Annotated in this window: 19 protein-coding genes; 2 read left to right on the plus strand and 17 right to left on the minus strand. The window is 45.9% G+C overall.

The annotated features are described in order from the left end of the window. Window position 1: 1 nt before the first annotated feature. Window positions 2–2,050: a hydantoinase/oxoprolinase family protein gene (locus ACMQ5W_RS11640; protein WP_419025302.1), complete on the minus strand. Its 2,049-nt coding sequence runs from the start codon at window positions 2,048–2,050 to the stop codon at window positions 2–4. 121 nt (window positions 2,051–2,171) lie between these two features. Here ACMQ5W_RS11640 and ACMQ5W_RS11645 point away from each other — a divergent pair, with 121 nt between their 5' ends. Then, window positions 2,172–2,975, plus strand: a complete 804-nt coding sequence (locus tag ACMQ5W_RS11645; protein ID WP_419025303.1) for a LysR family transcriptional regulator — start codon at window positions 2,172–2,174, stop codon at window positions 2,973–2,975. 174 nt (window positions 2,976–3,149) lie between these two features. Here the strand turns inward: ACMQ5W_RS11645 and ACMQ5W_RS11650 are convergent, their stop codons facing one another. The 9 genes from ACMQ5W_RS11650 to ACMQ5W_RS11690 form a co-directional block, all read right to left on the minus strand. Beyond that, window positions 3,150–3,977: a methyltransferase domain-containing protein gene (locus tag ACMQ5W_RS11650; protein WP_419025304.1), complete on the minus strand. Its 828-nt coding sequence runs from the start codon at window positions 3,975–3,977 to the stop codon at window positions 3,150–3,152. 13 nt (window positions 3,978–3,990) lie between these two features. Then, window positions 3,991–5,526, minus strand: coding sequence for a cardiolipin synthase (gene cls, locus ACMQ5W_RS11655; RefSeq protein WP_419025305.1), 1,536 nt, complete (start codon window positions 5,524–5,526; stop codon window positions 3,991–3,993). 31 nt (window positions 5,527–5,557) lie between these two features. Continuing rightward, window positions 5,558–6,649, minus strand: coding sequence for a hypothetical protein (locus ACMQ5W_RS11660; protein ID WP_419025306.1), 1,092 nt, complete (start codon window positions 6,647–6,649; stop codon window positions 5,558–5,560). Between the two features lie 18 nt (window positions 6,650–6,667). Continuing rightward, a complete protein-coding gene (gene serS / locus ACMQ5W_RS11665; protein WP_419025307.1) occupies window positions 6,668–7,939 on the minus strand; it encodes a serine--tRNA ligase in 1,272 nt (423 codons plus the stop codon). A gap of 16 nt (window positions 7,940–7,955) precedes the next feature. Next, complete coding sequence (locus tag ACMQ5W_RS11670) at window positions 7,956–9,875, minus strand: glutamine synthetase (protein WP_419025308.1); 1,920 nt, start codon at window positions 9,873–9,875, stop codon at window positions 7,956–7,958. Window positions 9,876–9,958: 83 nt separating this feature from the next. Further along, entirely contained in the window at window positions 9,959–12,811 is a 2,853-nt protein-coding gene (locus ACMQ5W_RS11675; RefSeq protein ID WP_419025309.1) for a UPF0182 family protein, read from the minus strand. A 12-nt stretch (window positions 12,812–12,823) separates the two neighbouring features. After that, the gene (locus ACMQ5W_RS11680; RefSeq protein ID WP_419025310.1) at window positions 12,824–14,422 is read right to left on the minus strand and encodes a zinc-ribbon domain-containing protein; all 1,599 of its coding nucleotides are present in this window, start codon (window positions 14,420–14,422) and stop codon (window positions 12,824–12,826) included. A 20-nt stretch (window positions 14,423–14,442) separates the two neighbouring features. After that, entirely contained in the window at window positions 14,443–15,021 is a 579-nt protein-coding gene (locus tag ACMQ5W_RS11685; RefSeq protein WP_419025311.1) for a hypothetical protein, read from the minus strand. A gap of 275 nt (window positions 15,022–15,296) precedes the next feature. Beyond that, the gene (locus ACMQ5W_RS11690) at window positions 15,297–15,434 is read right to left on the minus strand and encodes a hypothetical protein (protein ID WP_419025312.1); all 138 of its coding nucleotides are present in this window, start codon (window positions 15,432–15,434) and stop codon (window positions 15,297–15,299) included. 162 nt (window positions 15,435–15,596) lie between these two features. On the opposite strand from ACMQ5W_RS11690, the gene ACMQ5W_RS11695 reads away from it, so the two are divergent. After that, the gene (locus tag ACMQ5W_RS11695) at window positions 15,597–16,544 is read left to right on the plus strand and encodes an AEC family transporter (protein WP_419025313.1); all 948 of its coding nucleotides are present in this window, start codon (window positions 15,597–15,599) and stop codon (window positions 16,542–16,544) included. A gap of 20 nt (window positions 16,545–16,564) precedes the next feature. Here ACMQ5W_RS11695 and ACMQ5W_RS11700 read toward each other — a convergent pair whose 3' ends face one another. The 7 genes from ACMQ5W_RS11700 to ACMQ5W_RS11730 form a co-directional block, all read right to left on the minus strand. Further along, window positions 16,565–17,167, minus strand: coding sequence for a hypothetical protein (locus ACMQ5W_RS11700; protein ID WP_419025314.1), 603 nt, complete (start codon window positions 17,165–17,167; stop codon window positions 16,565–16,567). 63 nt (window positions 17,168–17,230) lie between these two features. After that, on the minus strand, window positions 17,231–17,683 hold the full coding sequence (locus ACMQ5W_RS11705; RefSeq protein WP_148491088.1) for a helix-turn-helix transcriptional regulator: 453 nt from the start codon (window positions 17,681–17,683) through the stop codon (window positions 17,231–17,233). Window positions 17,684–17,760: 77 nt separating this feature from the next. Then, a complete protein-coding gene (locus tag ACMQ5W_RS11710) occupies window positions 17,761–18,204 on the minus strand; it encodes an NUDIX hydrolase (RefSeq protein ID WP_419025315.1) in 444 nt (147 codons plus the stop codon). A gap of 903 nt (window positions 18,205–19,107) precedes the next feature. Then, on the minus strand, window positions 19,108–19,872 hold the full coding sequence (locus ACMQ5W_RS11715; protein ID WP_148491084.1) for an ABC transporter permease: 765 nt from the start codon (window positions 19,870–19,872) through the stop codon (window positions 19,108–19,110). Beyond that, window positions 19,869–20,780 carry an ATP-binding cassette domain-containing protein gene (locus tag ACMQ5W_RS11720; protein WP_419025316.1) on the minus strand — a complete coding sequence of 304 codons (912 nt, stop codon included), beginning with the start codon at window positions 20,778–20,780 and terminating at the stop codon, window positions 19,869–19,871. The genes ACMQ5W_RS11715 and ACMQ5W_RS11720 overlap by 4 nt, the downstream gene beginning before the upstream one ends. Continuing rightward, window positions 20,777–20,980 (minus strand): PLDc N-terminal domain-containing protein, encoded by a 204-nt coding sequence (locus tag ACMQ5W_RS11725; protein ID WP_148491080.1) that lies wholly within the window; start codon window positions 20,978–20,980, stop codon window positions 20,777–20,779. Before ACMQ5W_RS11725 ends, ACMQ5W_RS11720 begins: the two co-directional genes overlap by 4 nt. 2 nt (window positions 20,981–20,982) lie before the next feature. Next, a complete protein-coding gene (locus tag ACMQ5W_RS11730; RefSeq protein ID WP_419025317.1) occupies window positions 20,983–22,104 on the minus strand; it encodes a helix-turn-helix domain-containing protein in 1,122 nt (373 codons plus the stop codon). Between the last annotated feature and the right edge of the window lie 31 nt (window positions 22,105–22,135).

Consider the following 22,135-nt stretch of genomic DNA (forward strand, 5'->3'; position numbering starts at 1 on the left):
TCTACGCCTCCCTCTCGATAACCATGTTCAGATACTGGTCCACTGTCGCCTTCTGCCCCGCCAGAATCAAGGTCGTACTGTCCATCTGTTCCACAACTGCCGGTCCCTTGACCACGTTTCCGTTCCGCAAGCGCTCCCGGTCGTAAAGGGTGTAGTCGGCAAAAACGCCGTCTCCCTGGTAAATCCAGCGGCTGCCAATGATGGCATCTGACCCATCTGGTCCGGCAAATTCCTCCTCTGTAATCACTGGAAAGACGATATCCCCCACCGCAGACAAGCCGAAGTTGACAATCTGCATCATGTCGTCAGTGCTGAAAGAATAAAGTCTCTCATACGCCTCGATAAAGGCATCTGCAATCGCCCTGCTGTCTTTGGTTTCTTTCATGTCCAAAGGCACACGAATCTCGTGGTTCTGCCCTTTATATCTCATATCGAGAAAATATTCCAGTGCGCGTTTTTTTTCTGGGATTTTTTCACTATCAAACCAGGCCGCCGCTTCTGTTTCCAAAATGCGGAATTCTCTTTTTAATACAGCAAAACTGTCTTCGTGCAAGTCTGTGACTTTGGTCTGCACAAAATCACGGCGCATGTTTTCCGTCAAAAGGCCATAGGCGGCCAAAAGTCCCGGTGTTTTCGGAATCAGGGCTTTTTGAATCATCATCTCTTCCATCAGCTCTGCTGCATGGAGCGGGCCGGAGCCGCCAAAGGCTACCAGGCAGAAATCGCTCGGATTGTAGCCCTTTGCCACGGTGACATTCTTGATTTCCTTGACGATATTGGAGTTGCTCACAGCAATGATGCCCTTTGCCGTCTCCAAAAGATCCATGTCAATCACGTCGGCTAGTCTCTGCACCGCTACCTGTGAATTTTCTTTTTTGATAGGAAGCCTGCCTGCCAGCAGGCTCTCCCCGTTCAGATGCCCCAGCAGAACCCTGGCGTCCGTAATAGTGGCTTCACTGCCGCCTAAATCGTAACAGGCAGGGCCAGGATTAGCGCCCGCGCTCTGCGGACCTACCTTCAAGATCTTTCCGCTGTCAATCCATCCGATACTGCCTCCACCGGCACCGATGGTAGAAATGTCGATAGAGGGAATCCTCACCGGATAACCGCTGATGGTCTTTTCGTCTGAAGCCTCAAATCTGCCGCCGGCAACCAGGCTGATATCTGTACTCGTGCCGCCGATGTCGATGGTGATCAGATCCTTTTCACCTATAAGTTCTGTAATATACTGCGCGCCCACCACACCGGCTGCCGGTCCCGACAGTGCCGTCTTAATCGGAAACTGCATGGATTCCGCGATGGACATCAGTCCCCCGTTGGAGTGGTTGATATACGCGTTGTGAATGCCAATTCTCTCCAAAGTTGCCTTCAGGTTGTTCATGTACTTTTTTACTTCCGGACCGACGAAAGAGTTGAGCACCGTACCGCAGAGCCGCTCGTACTCACGGAACTGTTTTGACAGATCGCTGGAAATTGTCAGGAATACCTCTGGCAGCGCCTTTTCGATTTCCTCCCTGAGCAGCCTTTCGTTTTCCGGGTTCAGATACGCGTTGAGGAGCATCACGGCCACAGATTCTGCACCGCTGTCCTTGACCTTCTCCATCAATTTCCTGACTGCACACAGATCAATTGGTCTGACAATCTGACCCCTGTAGTCCATTCGCTCTTCGATTTCAAAGCGAAGGCTGCGATCGATCAGCGTCTTGACTTTATCTGCCTGCAGGTCATAGAGGTCGGGTCGTTTCTGCCTGCCGATTTCCAACAGATCTCGAAAACCTCCTGTCGTCATCAATGCGGTTTTCGCCCCTCTTCCCTCCAGGATGGCATTGGTGGCAACCGTCGTCCCGTGCATGAAGCGGCTGACTTCACTGCCGTCAAACCCATGCTCCTCTGCAACGACTTTGATGCCTGCAACCACAGCATCTGACTGGTCATAAAGCGAGGACGGCAGTTTATACACCATCAGTTCCCCGCTTTTTTCATCAATGGCGCAGATGTCTGTATTGGTGCCGCCCACATCTACACCGATGCGAATGGATCTTTTCTTCATGGTCTCTTCCTTTCTTACGATAATAGTTTACTACACTAAAGATATCATTGTTTTTTTATTCAGTCCAAGATATAATAAATTATATATACATAAACGCAAGTCTATCATTTTGGAGGTTTTTATGGAATTGCTACAGCTGAAGTATTTTTTGATGTTAGCGCGGACAGAACATGTCTCCAAGACGGCAGCTGCCTTACATATTTCCCAGCCCTCTCTCAGTTCGACAATTAAGAAATTAGAAAATGAAGTAGGCGTCCCCCTGTTTACCAGGCAAGGCCGCAACATCAGGTTATCCCCTTACGGGCATGCCTATCTGACTTATGTGGAGCAGATATTTACAGCTTTAGAAAATGGGCAGCGGACGCTGGCCGTCATGAAAGGACAGGATGATCGCCATCTGGCTTTGGGAATTTTAAGCCCCTACATCTGGAAAGACCTGCTGCGTGCTTTCAGCGAATCACACCCCTCAGTCAAGATGGACCGCTACTCCATGGAGGGCAGTAATCACATCAAAGCCCTGCTGAATGGAAATGTTGACATGTATCTCGGCGCCCTCAACGGACTGAGCGACAGAAATCTGACGAGCAAAGTTCTCTACGAGGATGACATGGTACTTCTCGTCAACAAATCTCATCCCCTGGCAGACAAAAAAGAAATCGATCTTCGGGAATGCCGAAACGAGCCTTTTATCAACCTGAGCAAAAGCACGAATCTGCAGCAATTCATCTCTGAGATTTATGAGGATGCAGGTTTTGTACCTGACAGCATCATGGAGTGTGACTATACCCTGCGCGACCAGATGGTCATAGAAAATTATGGTGTCTCCATCACCACGAAAACCTCAGCAGAAAATGTGGATTCAGATCAGGTAACCGCCCTCGCCCTTACATGTCCGAAGAAGAAAAGAATTTTAGGACTGGTGTAGCGCAAAAACCTGGTCTTTACGCTAGCCATGAAGCAGTTCCATGACTTTGCCTGCCAGTATTTTGACGAATCAGTTCATTGAAGGGCAGTTAACAAAAAGAATCGAGAAAAGGCATCCTGAGAGGAGTGCCTGTCCTCGATTCTTTCTATACGATCAGCGATCTGGCTATTTCCATTACTTCTTCCGTCCCACCAGTACCTGGCCTTCCACGGTGATTTCTCGGATTCTGCTCGTGTCCACGGCAGTCTTGTCCACATCAAAGAGCAGAGGCGTCATCCGAATCAAATCTGCCAGAGCGTCACCCTCAATGGGCATCGTCTTTGATGCCAGTTCAGAGCTGACCACCTCAAAATGATCGGCAAAATACTCCAGGACATCGTCGTTGGAATACTCTCGATTTCTAATCTGGTTCTTTGCAGCTTCCCGCAGCTCTTGCAGATGATGTTCTCCCGGAACCACTTTGATGACAATCCCATCTTCTTTGAGCACTCTGATGAATTCTCCGTAGTTAGCCAGGGTAAACACATCGAGAATGCAATCGACCATACCGTCCTTTACCGGAATATTGGTGATATCCGAGGCCAGCCATTTGACAGGCGCAGGACTCCTCGCCGCCACTTTGATCGCTTCTGTGGCGATGTCGAAAGCGAGAATCTGGGCGTCCACTTGATCGCACAGGCGGGCAGCATAAAATCCTTCACCGCAGCCAGCATCCATCACCACTTCCAGAGGGCTGTGGTCCAGCGCCGCAGAAATAACAGCGTCAGAAATATGATCGTAATAGCAGCCCCGAAAAAAGCGATGACGACTTTCAAAGAAGTCCCGATCATAGCCCTTCAGCGGTTTGCTGCTCTGTAGGAAATTGACATACCCCTTGGCCGAGATATCAAAGCGGTGTTCTTTCTTGCAGACCAGCCCGCCTGCATGAAATCTGATTTTTTTACCGCAGATGGGACACTGCAGCAGGTTTTTCACCTCATAAAATTTATCTACTTTGTTCATAATTCCCCCAATATTATAATAACGGACTCAGAACCCGCAATACGCCGTCGAAAAGTAATCCAAAGAATCCTCGTCTGCAGTCTTCGTGATGGATTTCTTTTGATTGCGAGAAAGTATCCTCACAATCTCGTTTCAGGTCATAAAGAGCTTCACAGCCGATCATCAGAGTTCCGCATTCGAAGTGCAGAAAGAGGCTGCGATAGTCCATATTGATCGTGCCGACCACACCGATTTTGTCGTCACTGAGATAACTCTTGGCATGGATAAAACCCGGCGTATATTCATATATCCTGACACCTGCTTTGATCAGCGGTCTGTAATACGACCGGGTCAGGCGAAATACCATCTTCTTGTCAGGAATCGCCGGCGTGACGATCCGCACGTCTACGCCTCTTTTCGCCGCCAAAGAAAGGGCTGTCTGCATCTCATTGTCGATAATCAGATAGGGTGTGAAAATATAGACATAATCCTCAGCCTGACTGAGAATTTCCAGATAAACATTCTCGCCCATGTTCTCATCGTCCAGCGGCGAATCGGAGTAAGGCTGAATGATTCCGTCACTGCCGAACTCTTCAGGATGGTTGACATGTGGCCTGAACTTGTCGTAGTTCTCTTCCGTCTTGCGAAAGGCATTCCACATGTTGAGAAACATGACCGTGAAATTCCAGACAGCATGTCCCTCTAATCGTATGCCTGTATCCTTCCAATGTCCAAATCGAACGACCTCGTTAATATATTCGTCGGCGATATTAAAGCCGCCGGAGTAAGCGATATAACCATCTACGACCAAAATCTTTCTATGATCCCGATTGTTATAAATCAAAGAAGCAATCGGAGTCAGCGGGTTAAAAGGCAGCACCTTGATGCCGTTTGACATCAGGCTGCTGAGAAATCGTTTCGGGGTCTTATTGATGCTGCCCACATCGTCAAAGGTGATGCGCACATCCACTCCAGCTGCCGCTTTTTCCTTTAAAATCCGAAAAATACCATCCCACATTTTCCCATCAGCGATGATGAAGTATTCCATGAAGATAAAATGCTCGGCTTTTTTAAGGTCCGTCAAAATGTCCGGATAGACGTCATCCCCTACGGCATAGTATTTGCTCTTGGTATCCGTCCAGGCGGGATAGGGTCCCTTCTGTGCTATGTAATTAACCGTGTCCAGCAGTCTGGTATTCATGATTTCTCCCAGATCTTCTTCCTGTTTCAAATCATCCCTATGCAGGGCATCCTGGGGATCAATTCTCCACTTCAGGGACTTTGCCGGACGCTTGTTGCCGAAGAAGACGTACATTGCCGAGCCCAAAATAGGCATCAGACAGATTAGAAGAATCCAGCCCATCTTATAGGCAGGATTATCGTCTCTCCAAATAACGAACAGGGCCATCAGTGCTGCCAAAACGGTAAAAAGCACAGAAATCCAACTGGCGTAATCGGCTAATTTAAAAAGAAGAACGGCAAACCAGCCTAGCTGTACCAAAATCAAGGCTACCGTAATCGTCAGTCTGTTGAATATTTTATTGATTGCTTTTCCTAGTGCTGTAATCATAAAAGCTATCCCTTTCAGCAAAGGACTTGGATTATAATCCAAGTCCTTTGCAAACGTTCATCATAAAGTCTTGTACATTAGTCACAATACCCTTTGCCGACAGACTTCCTCTGTCACCCAATTTATTGGCGGCAAACTCCGATGTATCGACCATGTAAAAATAAATCGGTCTGATGGTACCGTCAGCCAGTACCCTGTAAGTCGGCGTCATATTGCCTGTTGCAATGGTATGAAGAACCGTCGCCATACCGATTACAGTCGTGGCCTTCCTCACATGGGAACGAATCGTATCCTGGCCATCGTAAGTATGTTCATAGACCTCTGGCAGAGGCCCATCGTCACGGATAGAACCGTTAAGAACAAATGGCACATCGTTCTCTACACAAGCGCGGATAATACCGTCTTTGATGTTTTCCCCTTCGATAAAGGCCGGAATCGATCCATAAGTGTTGATTCTGTTGATGGCATCCAAATGGTTGTAGTGGCCGTTAGGGTAGGACTCCTGGGTGCGGATATCCATACCCAGAGCCGTGCCCAGATAACCGCCCTCTAAATCATGCGTAGCAAGGGCATTTCCTGCCAGCAGTGCGCTGACATAACCGTTCTCCACCAGACTGGCAAAGCATTCTCTGGCCTGGGCGTCAAAGGAACAGGCTGGCCCCAGAACCCAGAGGATATAGCCGTCGTTTTCTCTCTCGTATTTGAGCAGCTGGATTAACTGTTTATAGTCGTAGCTGAACCCGGTTTCCCGACTGCGGCTCTGCCGGAAGGCAAAGGCACCCGCCTGACCGCGGACTTCCTTCTCAAAACAGTCTGCGTGGACGTAAATCCCTTCTTCGCAGTTTTCGCTCCGCCCCAGGACGACCCGGTCGCCTTTTTTCACATTACGGAATTCCCGAACAAAGATTTTCCCCGCTTCATAGACGGGTACGCAGTCCATACGGCTGTCCTCTGCCAGCAGCCATCTGCCTCCGATTTTAAAATATTCCGGATAGATGGAGGTGGCGTGAAACCCTGTTGGCGCCGCTTTGTCCACAGGCGCCGGCGCCAGAACGACGTCTGGTGCATTAACAAATTTTTCTTCGGTAAAATCTGGTTCAATATAGTTTGGTAATTTAAACATGTCTCTTCGATTCCAAGATTACTTCGTAATCTTGTCAACTCCCATATATTTTCTTAAAGCTTCTGGTATCACTACGCTGCCGTCAGCCTGCTGATAATTCTCCAAAATGGCGGCAACTGTTCTGCCCACTGCCAGTCCGGAACCATTCAGAGTATGAACAAACTCAGGCTTTTCTTTCCCTCTTCTAAATCTGATGTTGGCTCTTCTGGCCTGGAAGTCTTCGAAATTACTGCAGGAAGAAATCTCCACATATCTGCCGTAACTCGGCATCCACACTTCGATATCGTAGGTCATCGCCGAGGAGAATCCCAAGTCTCCGGAACTGAGCCTTACGACTCTGTACGGGATGTTCAAAATCTTCAGGACTTCTTCTGCGTCAGCAGTGAGTTTTTCCAGTTCGTCGTAAGAAGTCTCTGGCTTTACAAATTTGACCAATTCTACTTTGTTAAACTGATGCTGTCTGATCAGACCTCTCGTATCTCTGCCGGCAGATCCCGCCTCTGCCCTGAAACAAGGGGTGTAAGCGGTATAGTAAACCGGCAGTTCTGCCTCCTCCATGATTTCGTTTCCGCGGAGATTGGTCACCGGTACTTCTGCCGTCGGAATTAAGAAGAAATCCTTCTGTGGTACGTAGAACATGTCTTCTTCAAACTTCGGAAGCTGACCCGTGCCTGTCATTGCTGCTCTGTTGACCATGAACGGAGGGAGGATTTCTGTGTAATCCTGATCGATGGTGTGCAGGTCCAGCATAAAGGAAATGACTGCTCTTTCCAGTCTTGCCCCCAGGCCTTTGTATACAGTAAATCTGGTGCCGGAAATCTTCGCAGCTCTTTCAAAGTCCAAAATATCCAGGTCTTCACCGATGTCCCAGTGAGCCTTTGGTTCAAAATCAAAGGCAGTAGGCTCTTCAAATTTTCTCATTTCTACGTTAGCGCTGTCGTCCTCGCCGTACTGTACATCCTTATATGGCGTATTAGGTACATTTAGAAGAGCAATCTTCAAATTCTCTTCTATCTCAGAAAGCCTGCCGTCCATCTCTTTGATCTTGCTGGACAACTCCTTCATTTCAGCCATGATCGCAGTGGTGTCCTGCCCCTCTTTTTTCATTTTAGGGATTTCTCTCGATACAGTATTCTGTCTGTTCTTCATTGCTTCTACATCTGCCAGAAGCGCTCTTCTCTCTTCGTCATATTTTTTCACATTATCTATGCCGAAATCGCCTTTTCCTCTGAACTCAACGCGTTCCTTCACGCCTTCAAAGTCTTCTCTGATTCGTTTAATGTCTAACATTTTTTAACTCCTCTGTTTATAATAGATTCTTTTTATATCTGGTATATAGAGCCGCCAATTCATTGATTTTTTTCTGGATTTCCAACTGCAGATCAGATGCCTCGTCGTATTCCCCATTGTCAAGGGCATCTTTTGCCCTGGTCAGCAGGCACTTCTCTGTGATGGTATCCTTCGCGATCTGATGTCGGATCTTGTCAATCTCCAACCAGTTCTTAATATCATAGTCTGAGAAATCATTATCGCTATGTACTTTCTTGCAGCCTCTGATAAAGTCCATAGTCTGCGGGATAATGCGGTCGTGCAGTTCTGTCCGCCACTGAGATAATATCTGTTCTCTGTAGGATTCTAAAACAATATCGCGCATCACATCCCCTTCCTTAAAAATAGCCAGTTTTTCCGGATATCTGTCAAAGGCGGTCAGATTCTGCCATACGGTGCTCGGCGCCTGTCCAAAGAGTTTATTTCTCTCTTCCTCTGTAAAATCTTCAAAGACGTCATCCTCACTTCTGTACTCTCTGTCCTTCTCCAGGTAAAAGTCTTCTTCTCCGTACTTCTTAGACAATGACTGCTCCAGATCAGACGGTTTTTTGCCCGCTTCCAGTACCGCTTTGATACCGTCCAGTATCGCAAGATAAGATGCTGCGATAACCAGATAAGTGTTGCTCTTCGGATTCGGCGCACGCAGTTCAAATCTGGTAGACATCGGATTCTTTGCATCTCTGATCAAACCGACTAATACCGTCCTGTTTCTCGAAGGCTCGTCAACCGCTCTTCCCAAGGAAGTGACGATGCAGACTGGCGCCTCATAACCTGGCTTCAGTCTGTTAAATGCATCATTGGTGGAACTGACAAAAGGATTGATCACCTCGTAGTTTTTGAGAATACCCATCAATGCCCCGTATCCCAACGGATTCATGAACTCCTTATTGAAGTCTTCCGGCGCGAACAGGCTGACTACTTTTCCGGTCTTCAGCTTTGCCGCCAAGCCTAGATGTGTATGTTCCCCGCTTCCAGCAACGCCTTCAAAAGGTTTTGCCATAAAAGTGACATCGAGGCCATGTCTGGTGAAAATATCTCTCACCACGTACTTCACCTGATTCTCGTTGTCCGCCGCCTGAATGGCATCAGCATATTTCCAGTCGATTTCCAACTGCTCCATTACGTGATCATAGTGACCGCTGTTTCCCATTCTGGCTTTGACGCCGCCTACTTCTTTGTGCCCCATCTCCACCTGGAAACCATATTTGTCGAGGAACATCAGCGTCTCTTCCAGAGCAGTTCTCACTTCTCCGTAGGTTCTCTTCCAATATTGTTCTTTCAGAACCTGCGCAGTAAAGAGCTGCTCTCTATCGCCCTTATCATCCGGTGTCTTCACCCAGAATTCCAGCTCCGTGGCGCTGGTGATAATCAATTCTTCAATGTCTTCTGCACGATCGATGCCTTTGATGTACTGAAACACATAAGGATGTGCTTTCAGTTCTTTCATCAGCTCTCCTTTAAAATGGCGGAGAGCATCTCTGAGAATGACTCTGGATCCCACTTCAAAATCTTCATTGTGGACGAGGAAGGAAGGAATTCGCAGCGTCCCGATGGGAAGTCCCGTCTTGTATCCCCTGTTCCGGAAGTTATAGTCTACATACCAATGCACACCCAGGTCAGGAATGATATCAACCTTCGCATTGTTTAACTCTGCAATCAATGGCAGGGCAACGCTGGAGCCGTCTGTCTGAACACCGTTTGTCAGCACTTTGTCTATATCTTCTAAGAATAATTTCACCGGAATCTTCTCGTCGGTATCGTGGCCGCCGATATCGATTCCAACCAGGGAAACGAATTGGACTTCTGGATGATCCTCTAAAATTTCTGTAATCTCCTTTGCAGAATGTTTATCTGCGGGTATTCTGAACAGCATCTTGTCTAAATCATAGTCCAGCATATTCGTCCTCCTTTTCATTTCATTATATATTGGTTTTGGGACATTCAATCTGAATGTCCCAATTTATTAAAACATATTCAATTCTAGCTTAATTTATTAAGGGCATTTTCCAGTTCTTCCATATACTCGCCATATTTTGCCCAATCTCCGCTCTTCAATGCATTCTGTGCATTTTCATAAGCTTCGGAAGCTCTCTTGATCCAATCGGACTTGCTGGTAGTGCCGCTAGGTTTATCACCGCCGCCTGTGCTGGTGGTGCTGCCGCCGTTGGCATCTTCCCCGAAGAGTGATTCCAGTGCCTCACCAAGAGTCGGCTCGTAAGCGATCTTATCGTCATAGGCTACGATAACTCTCTTGACTTCTGGAATTGCGGAATTAGACGCTTCCAGATAAACCGGCTCAACGTAGAGCAGTGACGATTCAATCGGGATGACAAAGAGGTTTCCTCTCTTGTAAGAAGATCCTCTGGAACTCCACAGTGTAAAGTCTCCGGAAATCTCTGTATTCTGATTGATCTGCGCTTCTATCTGCATCGGTCCGTAAACGGTTTTGCTCTTAGGGAATCGGTATACAACCAGTTGGCCGTAATTCTCCCCGTCGTTTCGCGCCACCATCAAAGCTGTCATATTCTGCTTTGATTTCGGTGTATACGGGATGGAGTTGATGAACTCAGCGCTCTTTTCACCCGGCAGCTTAACGATGTAGTAGTTAGGATCCATCTTCTTCTGCTCTGTTCCATAGATTTCGTTGGCGATATCCCAAACGTCCTCGTTCTGATAGAATACCTTTACGTCTTCCATATGGTAACGGCTGTAAACGCCGGCCTGAATCTCGAAGAGCGTGTTCGGATATCTGATATGTGCTTTCAGACTTTCCGGCATCTTATCCACGGACTTGAACAGCTGCGGATAAATCTTCTGATAGGTTTTCGCCATCGGATCGTTTTCATCTACGACGTAGAAGCTTACGTCTCCGTTATATGCGTCAACCACGACTTTTACAGAGTTCCTGATATAGTTGGTGCCGCCTACCTTACCGTCATAAGGCTCTGAGTAAGGATAGTACGAACTGGTGGTATAAGCGTCCAGCATCCAATAGAGCTTGCCGTCTGCCACTACGGAATACGGATCGTCTTCGTAGCTCAGATAAGGCATGATTTTGTTGACTCTTTCCATGATGTTTCTGTTGATGATGATCTTGGAATCACTCTTGATATTTGAGGATACCAGAATCTTCAAACTGCGTTCTCTGATGGCAAACATCACTCTGTTGAGGAAGTTCATCTTGATTCCGGCATTTCCTTCGTACTGTGTGTATGCGTTGGAGTCACCAGAAGGATAGTCGAATTCGTCTTCGCTGGTGTTTACCATGATATAGTCGTTGGATAACTCACCAAAGTAAATCTCGGGTCTTTCAATCTGAATCTCATCGATCTTGGATTCAGGTGGTATATTCTTGATCAAAACGTCTGGCTGTCCACTGGCCGTTACAGCATCAACACGGGACAAGGTTACGCCGTATCCGTGGGTGTATTTCAGATGTCTGTTGAGCCAAGTGTCGTTGATCTTTTCTTCATCAATCTCTCTCATGGCCATGTATGTCTGGGTGTACTTCCCGTTGACCATGTAACGGTCTACATCGACGTCGTTGAATTTGTAATACTGTCTGATACTCTGCGTCTGATTGTAGAAAGTGTTAACCGGCTGATAATCGTTAATTCTGATGTTCCTAACGGTTTCAGAGTTAGCATTGATGTCCTCGCTGGTCAGCTGGTTGTCTGCTGCAAAGGATTTGACAGAAACATCGTCCAATTCATAAGCGTACTGGGTATATTCGATATTTCTCTCCAGATACTTATCCTCTTTGTTGATTTCGTCTGGTGATACGATGAAGTTCTGCACCAGATAACTGGCTCCAATACCGACTACACCTACGACAATCATAATCACCGGAACGGTGAAAATCTTCTTAAACTGTTTTTTTCTGATATGATGCACTACAGTAACTGCGCCGAAAAGTGCCAAAATGACAAGTGCTCTGTAAACCCACAGCGTTACGTTGACATCTGTGAAACCCGCTCCATAAACTGCGCCTGTATGTGCGTGGAGCAGGTCGAACTGCTTCAAGAAGAAGTTCAGAGCGATCATCACGAAAAAGACTACGCCCAGGAAGGATAGCTGTCCGGAAGCGATGTGCATCAATTGCTTGAAGTTGCTGTCGTCAATCTGCTTCCTCGGTTTTGGTTCTCGCTGCACCTTCTTGCCAAAAGCTTCAAAGGCTTTGCCGAACGGATTGTTTCCGCCCATACCTTCAAACGGATTGTTGCTGCCTGTATATCTCTCGTCGTCGTTGTTGAACGGCTGCGCCTCTTCTTCGAACACATTCGGCGTGTGAACTGTCATCAGAATCGCATAGTAGATAACCGTCACCAGAATAATCAGCAAAACTGCGCCAATCAGCATTTCGTTCAGCTGCTTGAGGAAATCCAGTTTAAAAATGTAAAATGAGATGTCCATGTTAAACAGCGGGTCTTTGACGTTAAAATCTGTGCTGTTAGCGTACTGGAGGATTTCAAACCAAAGATTTGATATCGCATAGAACGCTGCCACCAATCCGAACACCAGTGAAATGATGTTGGTCTGGAAGTTCAGTTTTTTCATGTCTGTTGCTTCGGTTGAAGCAATTTTTGCAAAATAGCTCTTTTTCAGTCTCTTTAGGTAAAAGTTGACTACGACTGTCAGAATGACGAAAATCGGTACGCCCACCTTCAGTTCAGTAAACAACTGCTTGAAGAATACGCTTACGTACCCCATCTCCTTAAACCACAGCCAATCGGTAATAAAGTTTATCAATAATAGGAACAATGCCACTATTATGATGATAAACATGACGATTATGCTTAACTTACGTTGCCCGTTTGAGCTCTTTTTTTCCAATGATTCGTCCTCCTAAATTTTTTTAATCTCAATGATTTTCATCGTCTCTTTATCTGGTCCCAAATATACGATGTGGTGTTCAATACTATCTTTTTTCTTATCGCTCGACGCCTTTGTGACGTCTACTAATACATAAAAACCTGCGCTGCCGGAACGAATCTCGCCAATAGCAAGCTTGTTGATGCCGTACTGTACATCCTCTTTTGGTTTTATGGATTCTATCTTAGAATAGAATTCAGAAGTCTGATCTATCGTATTCAGCACTTTGTCGTTCTTTCCATTGACCATGTCTACCCAAGATGAGTAATATTGAATCAGCGTTCCGATAATCTCTTTTCCATAAGTTACTGACGTGCCGTCTTTGGCAGTGTACCAGGGCGAATCAGCAAATGTATAGGAATTCCCAAAATCTTCAAATCCATAGTCTACGTCGTCTGAAAATATCAAATCCGTGTCTTCTACAATTTCGGCTAGATTTTTGTTCTTGTCTTTATTGGCTTCGATCAAGGCTTCTGTATCAGAGATATCATGATCTGCATCGGTCTTATCTGTTTTTTTGTCTTTGCCATCATCGCCGCCGAATAGATCCAGCACATATTGGTATCCCCGGTCAATCATCTTGCCTGCGGCGGAGTCCGGTGCAAAATACTGAATACCGATTACAGCCAGTTCCGCAGCGACCAAAATGCAGAGAATCACTGCGATGACTTTCAGCCCTTTCCTTTTTTTCTTTGGCTTCTCATCAGAATCCCTGTCATCAGGGCCAAAAACGTCGTCAAAAGTAAGCTTGTGCCCTGGATCTGGCTGCACTTTTGTTTCCTCTTCACTGGGGGGACAAGCAGCGTCAGACACTGCCTTTGACATTGCTTCAGGTTCTGCAGCCTTTCTCTTATCCAAGCCTGCCAATGATGCTGCCTCCGCAGTAACGACGCATTCTGGCGACTGTGCCCACATAACCCCGATCAAATTAGAAGCTTCTTTGTCCTCTTTTTGCGAAGATATGACCTCATCACTTTTTTCTAAAATCCGCTCCAAAACAGCCTCTTTCGATACACTGTCCCTTCTGGCAAAGGCCAGTTTTTCATCTGGCAGCGGTTCAGCTCCACTTTTGATGCGCTCGTACTCTTCGTCTAAAAGCGCTTGGAACGCCTCATTTTTCTCATTAAAAGTGTAAAATTTGTCGATGTGTCCTGACTTTTCTGTCTCGCCAAAGACTTTCGTTTTATCATCGGTAGTTCGTTTATCTAAATCTCCAAATATTTCTTCTTCCAGAGATTTGGCTTCTCTCTCAGCCTCCGTAGGTGTATTCTCTTCAGAGGTTTTGTTGGTCACAGCTTGTCCGTAGGCTCTCCGCTGCTTTTCTTCCAATACAGAAGCCCAGTCAAAGTCTATATCTTCCGTCTTTTTGTTTTGGCTTGTCGGATAACCGTCCAAGTCCCAGTTAAATTCCTCTATGTGAATTTTCTTCTTCGGTTTTTCTTCAGCGGCTTCTTTGTGCACTTCTGAAACCGGTTTAGACTGAGCAAACGCTGTCTCTTCTACCTTTGTTCCACAACCGCTGCAAAATTTATCTCCCTCTTCTAAAAGTTTTCCACAATTTTTACAATACATAACTGCCTCCTACCCAAATTCTATTCTTTAATCTGCTCGTTCAATTCTTCTATGGTATAGGTCTTGCCATTTTTAGAAACAGCACAGTCACGACTAAAATATTTTTTGGGAATATATGCATCTTCCTCGCAACTTGCCTCCTCCTCGGCTTCCTCAACAGGCGCCTGTCCTGTTTCTGCTTGTGTTTGTTCAACCTGCTCAGACGGATCTGTCTCCTGCTGGGGACAAATTTCCTCGGTGAAGTCTTCCGTCTTTTCGCAAGGTTTCCCTGTGGCTCTGCTGCCGTCGTCACTCAGTGGCGCTTCCTTTACAATATGCTCCTTTTGCGCTCCGGAATCGGATTGATACGGAGCCTGTCCTGGTACTCTGTTATCTATGTATATAACATCTGCTTTCTTGTCGTTCAGGTTGTTTACTGCTGTATTGATTTCTGTAACCGTTTCGTTGATCTGTGATAGGATGTCCCTTTTTTCTCTTCCATGTTTTACGGCCTTTACTGCGGCGTATATTGCTCCTGCCAGGACGATGAGAATCAGGACAACTTGTATAGGGCTCTGGTATTCCGTTATGAATCTGCCAAATTGGCCTATCGCATTCATTCTTCGCATTTCCTCCTTAAAGGTTCTGGTCCCGCTTTCTGAAAGAAATCGTTGGACAGACCTTATGCTTTAGTGCCCCGCAAACAAAGTGCGCGGCATGGCACTAGTCGTTTAATTGGATTGCAGTCACATTTCATAATATTATACAATAAATCTGCTCCCATGGCAAATCGAAAAGCCATTTTTTTAGCCTTTATACACAAAAAGAGCGGAATGAAACCGCTCTTGACCGAGAAGACTGGTATCAGCCCGACTCTTTTTGCTTTTGCCTGTAATTAATACTCGTTCTTGTTGTTATTGTTGTTTTTCTGCTGGTTGTTCTGGTTATTCTGGTTGTTATTGTTCTGGTTGTTCTGATTGTTATTGTTCTGCTGATTGTTCTTCTGGTTGTTCTTCTGATTGTTTTTAGCCATTTCTCATCCCTCCTCACACTCTTTATTGTGTTCAAGGAGGCACAAAGTATGAATGGAAATTTTTTAAATTCAGCGACAGTTACCGGCTGGTTAGCAATTTACAATTCATTGCAATTAGAGTAAAATGTACTTTGATTACTTGATATATGAAAGGATGTTCCCATGTTAGAAAATCTGATTTTCTGTCTCAATGCTACCATTCCTGTCTTTCTTTTGATGATTCTCGGAATGCTCTTTATGAAATTCAAAATCTTTGATGAAAATTTTGTTAAGAAAATGAACGCGTTTGTCTTCAAAATCGCCCTGCCGGTATTGGTCTTTAAGGATCTCTATCAAGAAGACTTCTACCAAGTCTGGGACACGAAATATGTACTCTACTGTTTTCTGACTACGGCAGCCAGCATCGCTATCGTCTCCGGTATTTCTTTTTTATTAAAAGACAAATCCGTCCAGGGGGAGTTTATCCAGGTATCCTACCGCAGCAGTGCCGCAATTTTGGGAATCACCCTGGTTCAGAATATCTATGGCAATGCGGGTATGACACCGCTGATGATTATCGGCTCCGTCCCGCTTTACAATATCATGGCAGTCATCGTCCTGTCCTTCTTTAAGCCTGAACGAGAACCCCTCGATAAAAAGCTTCTTCTTAAAACAGGAAAGGGAATCGCAACAAATCCCATCATTATGGGAATCGTTTTCGGCCTGCTTTGGTCCCTGGTGCAGATTCCGGTTCCTCCCATCATCGATAAGACCGTAGAAAGTGTTGCCAGAATCGCCACGCCTCTGGGGCTGATGGCCATGGGCGCATCTTTTGATATCAAAAAAGCCCTCTCAAGTATCAGAATCGCCGGCCTCAGCACTTTTCTCAAACTGATTGGATTAGTCTGTCTCTTTGTGCCTGCAGCCGTGGCCCTGGGTTTCCGCGAAGATAAATTAGCAGCCGCTTTGATCATGTGCGGTTCGCCGACAACCGTCAGCTGTTACGTCATGGCCAAAAACATGGGGCACGACGGCACTCTTACCAGCAGCACCGTCATGCTGACCACCTTTCTCAGCGCTTTTACTCTGACCCTTTGGCTTTTCATACTAAAATCGCTGAACTTCCTGTAAATGACCTGTTAAGTGGTTCTTTACTTCAATAAAACTTTGATAAAACCGCCCGTTTCCATATATCCAGTATTCCACAGATTTTCGAAATCCATCCACGTGTATTCTCCATAAGTCGCCGTTTTCACCATAAAGGTGTCTTCGAACGCTTCATAACCCACAAGCAGAAACCAGTGCCAGACAAAGTCTTTCAGCTGTGGGTCCCTGTGTTTCAGCAAGAGGTAAGGAATTGGCATCTCACTGTCCAACTGTCTTTTAATCGTCTCCCTGGCCTCTTCTATGGACGCATTTCCATCAAACCCCACCAAGTTGATGCCGTATTCCTGCCTGTCTTTCAGATATTGTCCAAAACCATCTATATACAGCTCTAACCGATTGACGCCCTCTCTGCGCGGTCGCAAATAGGGTTTCATAATCTTTGAAAAACCGATATACTGTTTCTTATCCAGTAACCCTACATCAAAAGGACACAGATGTTTTTTGTTCTCGTACATGGCCAGATAGATGGACAGATCACAGGCAGTCGCTGCGGCGCACCCACCCAGCTTCATCATGGGATCCCAAAACCAGTCCTGGTTACCCCCAAAACAGTTTGCGATATTAAAATAGCGTAATTCTTTTTTCATGTCACTCATTCCTTCGCAAGAAATTTCTTAGGAGACTTATACCCACGGGTGTTCCTTTATAAATCAGGATATGATGATTTTATGATAGCTTGATCGAAAATACCAGCCGATGCCGATCATGATCAGCCCAATTAGTCCGACGACCAGTTTTCGAGTATTATCTGGCGCGTACAATGTAGATGTCAAAATTCCAGTCCCAGCCCCGCAAAAAAAATCACTAATGCTTTTTCCTTTCCGAATTTTTTTCATTTGATCAATGGATACGATGATATTTTCATCAGCTTTCTTTCGATAGTCTTCATCGCTGATTCGCTCTCCGCTAAGTAATTCATTGATACTGATTTGAAAGAAATTAGATAATTCTTTCATCAATACAATATCCGGCAGGTAGTTTCCGTTTTCCCAACGAGATATGGTCTTATTGGTAACACCAATGATTTTTCCCAATTCTTGCTGGGTCATCCCTGCTTCTTTCCGCAATGCTGCTATAAAATCACCAATTTTTTTCTGGTCCATGACTGATCCTCCTTCATCAACTAAAACAATTTTAGCATAAAAGGTATTCCATGTATTCCCCACAGACAGCGAATCCCTCACAAGTACACCGGCCGAATGACGGTGTCGAAGAGTAACTGGATGTAACTCTTCGGATATGGAACAAACTCATCTTTGTCAATCATTTGCATAATTCCATCTACATCGACCCACTTCACTGCAAGAACTTCACTTTCTTGCAAGCACAATTCTGCCAAATCATAATCCCCTCTGATTACATAAATATCATCAAAGCCTCCATCAAAATTAATGGTAAAGTCCGCACGTTTTTCTTCGAAACATAAATTGATTCCTAATTCTTCACGCAACTCTCTTTGTGCCGCCTGTTTGCTGCTTTCTCCTTTTATCACACAGCCGCCAACAGAAATGTCCCACTTTCCGGGCCAGCCTTTTTTTGTTGTCTGCCGCTGCTGCACCAGCATCTGACTTTTGGAGTTGATGATTGCAATATGCACAATCAGATGATAATTCCCTCGCTCCATTTTTATCCCCCGAACTATCGATCTGCCAGTTTTTATTCTTTCTTCATTATAAATATCCCAAAGTTCCATCACTTTTCCTCCGTGAACTTAATATACCATGTGCATTCTGCTAAAAACACAATCGCAGCACTTGATTCAATGGTTCCTACAACTCGGCAACGCCGTAGGATCGTGGAACCATTATACCATGTGCATTCCACTAAAAACTCATTCGCAGCACTTGATTCAATGGTTCCTACAACTCGGCAACGCCGTAGGATTGTGGAACCATTATACCATATTTCGAAGTATCTGTGCGGTGTGCGTCTCGGTTTTGTTTCCACAGTCCGCACAAACTCTATTCAGGAAAAATGTGCCAGACATTTCTCGATAAGCTGATCATCTGCGGACTGCTCTGGTCTTGAAACCGGTTGTTACAGTCAGCAATCGCTCTGTACGGAAAAAATGTGCCAGACATTTCTCGGTAAGCTGGTCGTCTGCGGACTGTTCTGGCCTTGAAACCGGTTGTTACAGTCCGCAATCGCTCTGTACGGAAAAAATGTGCCAGACATTTCTCGATAAGCTGATCATCTGCGGACTGCTCTGGCCTTGAAACCGGTTGTTACAGTCCGCAATCGCTCTGTCCGAAAAAAATGTGCCGCACATTTCTCGATAAGCTGGTCGTCTGCGGACTGTTCTGACCTTGAAACCGGTTGTTACAGTCCGCAACCGCTCTGTACGAAAAAAATGTGCCGCACATTTCTCGATAAGCTAATCATCTGCGGACCATTCTGACCCTAAGGCATGCTATCGTAGTCTAGCACTTATCTTGCTCAGAAAAATCCGCGGAACACGTACACATCAAAAAATCTCCAGCACCTGCAAGAGGTTCTGGAGATTTTGATTCATAGAACAAGTATTGTTTCAAAGTGTCTTTTTATTAAACACAACGCAAGCAGCAGTTACAAAAGCGACAATCAATCCGACTGTGATACCCACAGGGGTAAGAAGCTCATCAAATTGCACTCCGCTTTCAATCAGCTCCATATTTCTGGACACAAGCGCTATGGGATTGTATTTCACGGCATCCGGTATGATATTTAATAGGAACTGTACCCCAACAAAGCCTCCCGTAATCAGCAGATTTCCATAGGCGTTTTTGCACAGCACACTCCCAAAAAGCCCCGCAGCCAGAAGCAGAATTCCGTAAATCCACACCATAGCGGCAGCCGCCAAAAGGTGACGCAGTTCCTCTCCCTGCCAGAAGTAAGCGGTATATGCCCAGGATACAGCCACGCAAACAGTGTAGGCCATGGTCCACATGCTCAGAGCCACCGTAAATTTAGAGAGCACTACAGACCTGCGAGCGAGACCTTTTGTCAGCACATTGATCAGAGTCCCCTTGGAATATTCCTGACTCATCATGCCACTGAACAAGATGACCAAAACCACAAGACCCAGCTGCGGCACATTTTTATAGAACTGCATCCAAGCGTCCAACGCCGTAGGTTCCTCAATGTTGATTACCATTCCCTCTGGCATAAAGTTTTCCAGAAGCTGCGGCGTGATCTTGGCCGTGAGAGGATTCATCATTCCCAGCAATAGAAATACCGCCAATATAATTAGCAGCTTATGGGAACGGTAAAACTCCACAAATTCTTTCTTCACGAATGCCCCATACCCCGTCATTTTATCACCTCCATAAACAAGTTCTCCAGTGTAGGCTCTGCAATTTCCAGCCTGACGGGCATCAAATTCTGTGCCGATAGAATTCCAAGAATTTCAGATTCTGTCTCTGGCAAATTACCTGTTTTCACTGACAGCACGCACCCATCAATTTCCACCTGCATGTGCCCGCCAATCTCAGCCTGCAGCCTTTGCGCCTCCTGGCTTTCAGCAAATTCAACCTCCAGGCTGTCCGCCCTGTGTTTAGTTTTTATCTCCTGTAAGGAACCGGACAGTGCAATCTTCCCCTTGTGCAGCACTGCTACCGTATCACAGATTCGCTCCACGTCAGAGAGAACATGGGTGGAAAAGACTACTGTAGTTTTCCCCTTTACCTGCCTCATGATATCGAGAATTTCTTTTCTCCCCGCAGGGTCCAAAGCGCTCGTCGGTTCGTCACAGATCAAAAGCCTGGGCTCTGCCAACAAAGCCTGGGCCAACCCCAGGCGCTGCTTCATACCCCGCGAAAATCCGCCGATTTTTTTCTTAGCGCTCTCTGTTAAACCGACCATCTCCAAAAGTTCCAGGCTCTTCCGCTTGATTGCCCGTTGATCCATCCCGCAAATTTCTCCGCAAAGCCTCAAGTATTCGCCAGGACGCATGTAGCCGTAGAAGGCTGGTACGTCCGGCAGATAACCGACCATCTTATTGGTCTCAGTCTGGCCATATCGCACTTTTTCTCCAAAGACCTGCATTTCGCCTTCATCAACCTGCAGCAATCCTAAGATTGCCTTCATCGTCGTCGTTTTTCCCGCGCCATTTTGACCGATGAAGCCAAAAACTTCTCCCTCATGCACCTCCATAGTGAGATCATCCAGAACTACATGGGAGCCAAAACGCTTGCGCAATCCCGCTATCTCTAATGCGTTCATTCCTCATCGCTCCTTCCGAATACGAAATATATGATAGGTCCGATAATCTGAATCAAAATAACGACGATAATCCAGATTGGCCTGTTGCCAAACTTATAATGGTCGTGTCTGAGCACGTGAACCAGCGCCGTAATCATCAGTGCCAGTTCGATGATAATCACTGGTATTAAAAACGGTAAGTATTCTGTCTGTAAGTTCATTTTTATTCCCCCTTAGTTGTATATTCCTCTAATCTCTTTAACAAATTCTGAAATTCCGGCAGTTCCGCCAAGGTTGCAAAGGCGGGGTTCTGTGTCAGCGCGTAGAGCATGCTTTTTCGAATCAAACTCTCCTCTCTGGGCGCATCGCTTCCCAGCTCCAATTTATCCAGGGTGCTGTCGATATGGTCAAAGAAGTCGTCACCGCGAATTCGCATGGGAAGCTGTAGGTTACAGCAAATATCTGTATATCTTGTCAGATACTCCATCGCTTTATCCGTACGGCCGAAAACGGCATAGGTTTCGCCAGCTGCCAGGCAGAGAATCAGGACGGCGTTAAAATTCAATTTTTCTATATTGAACAAATCTGTTAGTGAAAACATCCGCTCGATAATCTCTTCTGCTTTCTGTGGGTTCTCCATATTAATGCTCAAAAGCAGGGGCACCTCATTAATCATGGTCATCAGGTGGCTGTAGATGTCTCCCTGCAGAACGGCTTCCGCTTTATCTGTTCTCCCTAGTGCCAAATAAGCGTTTGCCAAAAGTGCGCTGTGAGAGCTTGTAAGATAACACTCGTCGGTTTCCAGCAGATCCACTGCCTCCGCAGGTCTGTTCAGCATCAAGAGGCAGATTCCATGGAGTTGGTTGGCCTGCGTTGCCATACTGGTATCATCATTTTCCTGTTTGATGCGCAGGCAAAGCTCTATGGTTTGCTCCAGAAGCTCATCTTGTCGTGCTTTTTCCTCTGCCAGCATATAATGATTGACCATCAAAGTACACATCTGCAGCAGAAGAGGAAAACAGGAGTAGTATTTCTTTATCATCGCCTCATATTCCTCATAGACCTCTTCAAAAGGCTTCTCGCTGAAGTCCTTTGCCAGCCTGTGATACAGTTTTTTTATATCCGCCCCTGTCAGTTGGGGGGAATAGTTCATCAACTCGTCAATACTGATGTTAAAAAAAGCCGCTAACTGGGGTAAAAGTGTAATGTCCGGATAACTCTGACCCGTTTCCCACTTTGATACAGAGGCCTTTGAAACGCCAATATACTCTGCCAGATCTTCCTGGGTGATTCCTTTCTCTTTTCGTTTGTCGATAATGGTTCGTGCAATATTAATTTCTTTCATTTCCTTACCTCCTGATGATTCTGCCCCGCAC

It is taken from the genome of Emergencia sp. (assembly GCF_048465375.1).
Classification (GTDB): Bacteria; Bacillota; Clostridia; order Peptostreptococcales; family Anaerovoracaceae; genus Senimuribacter.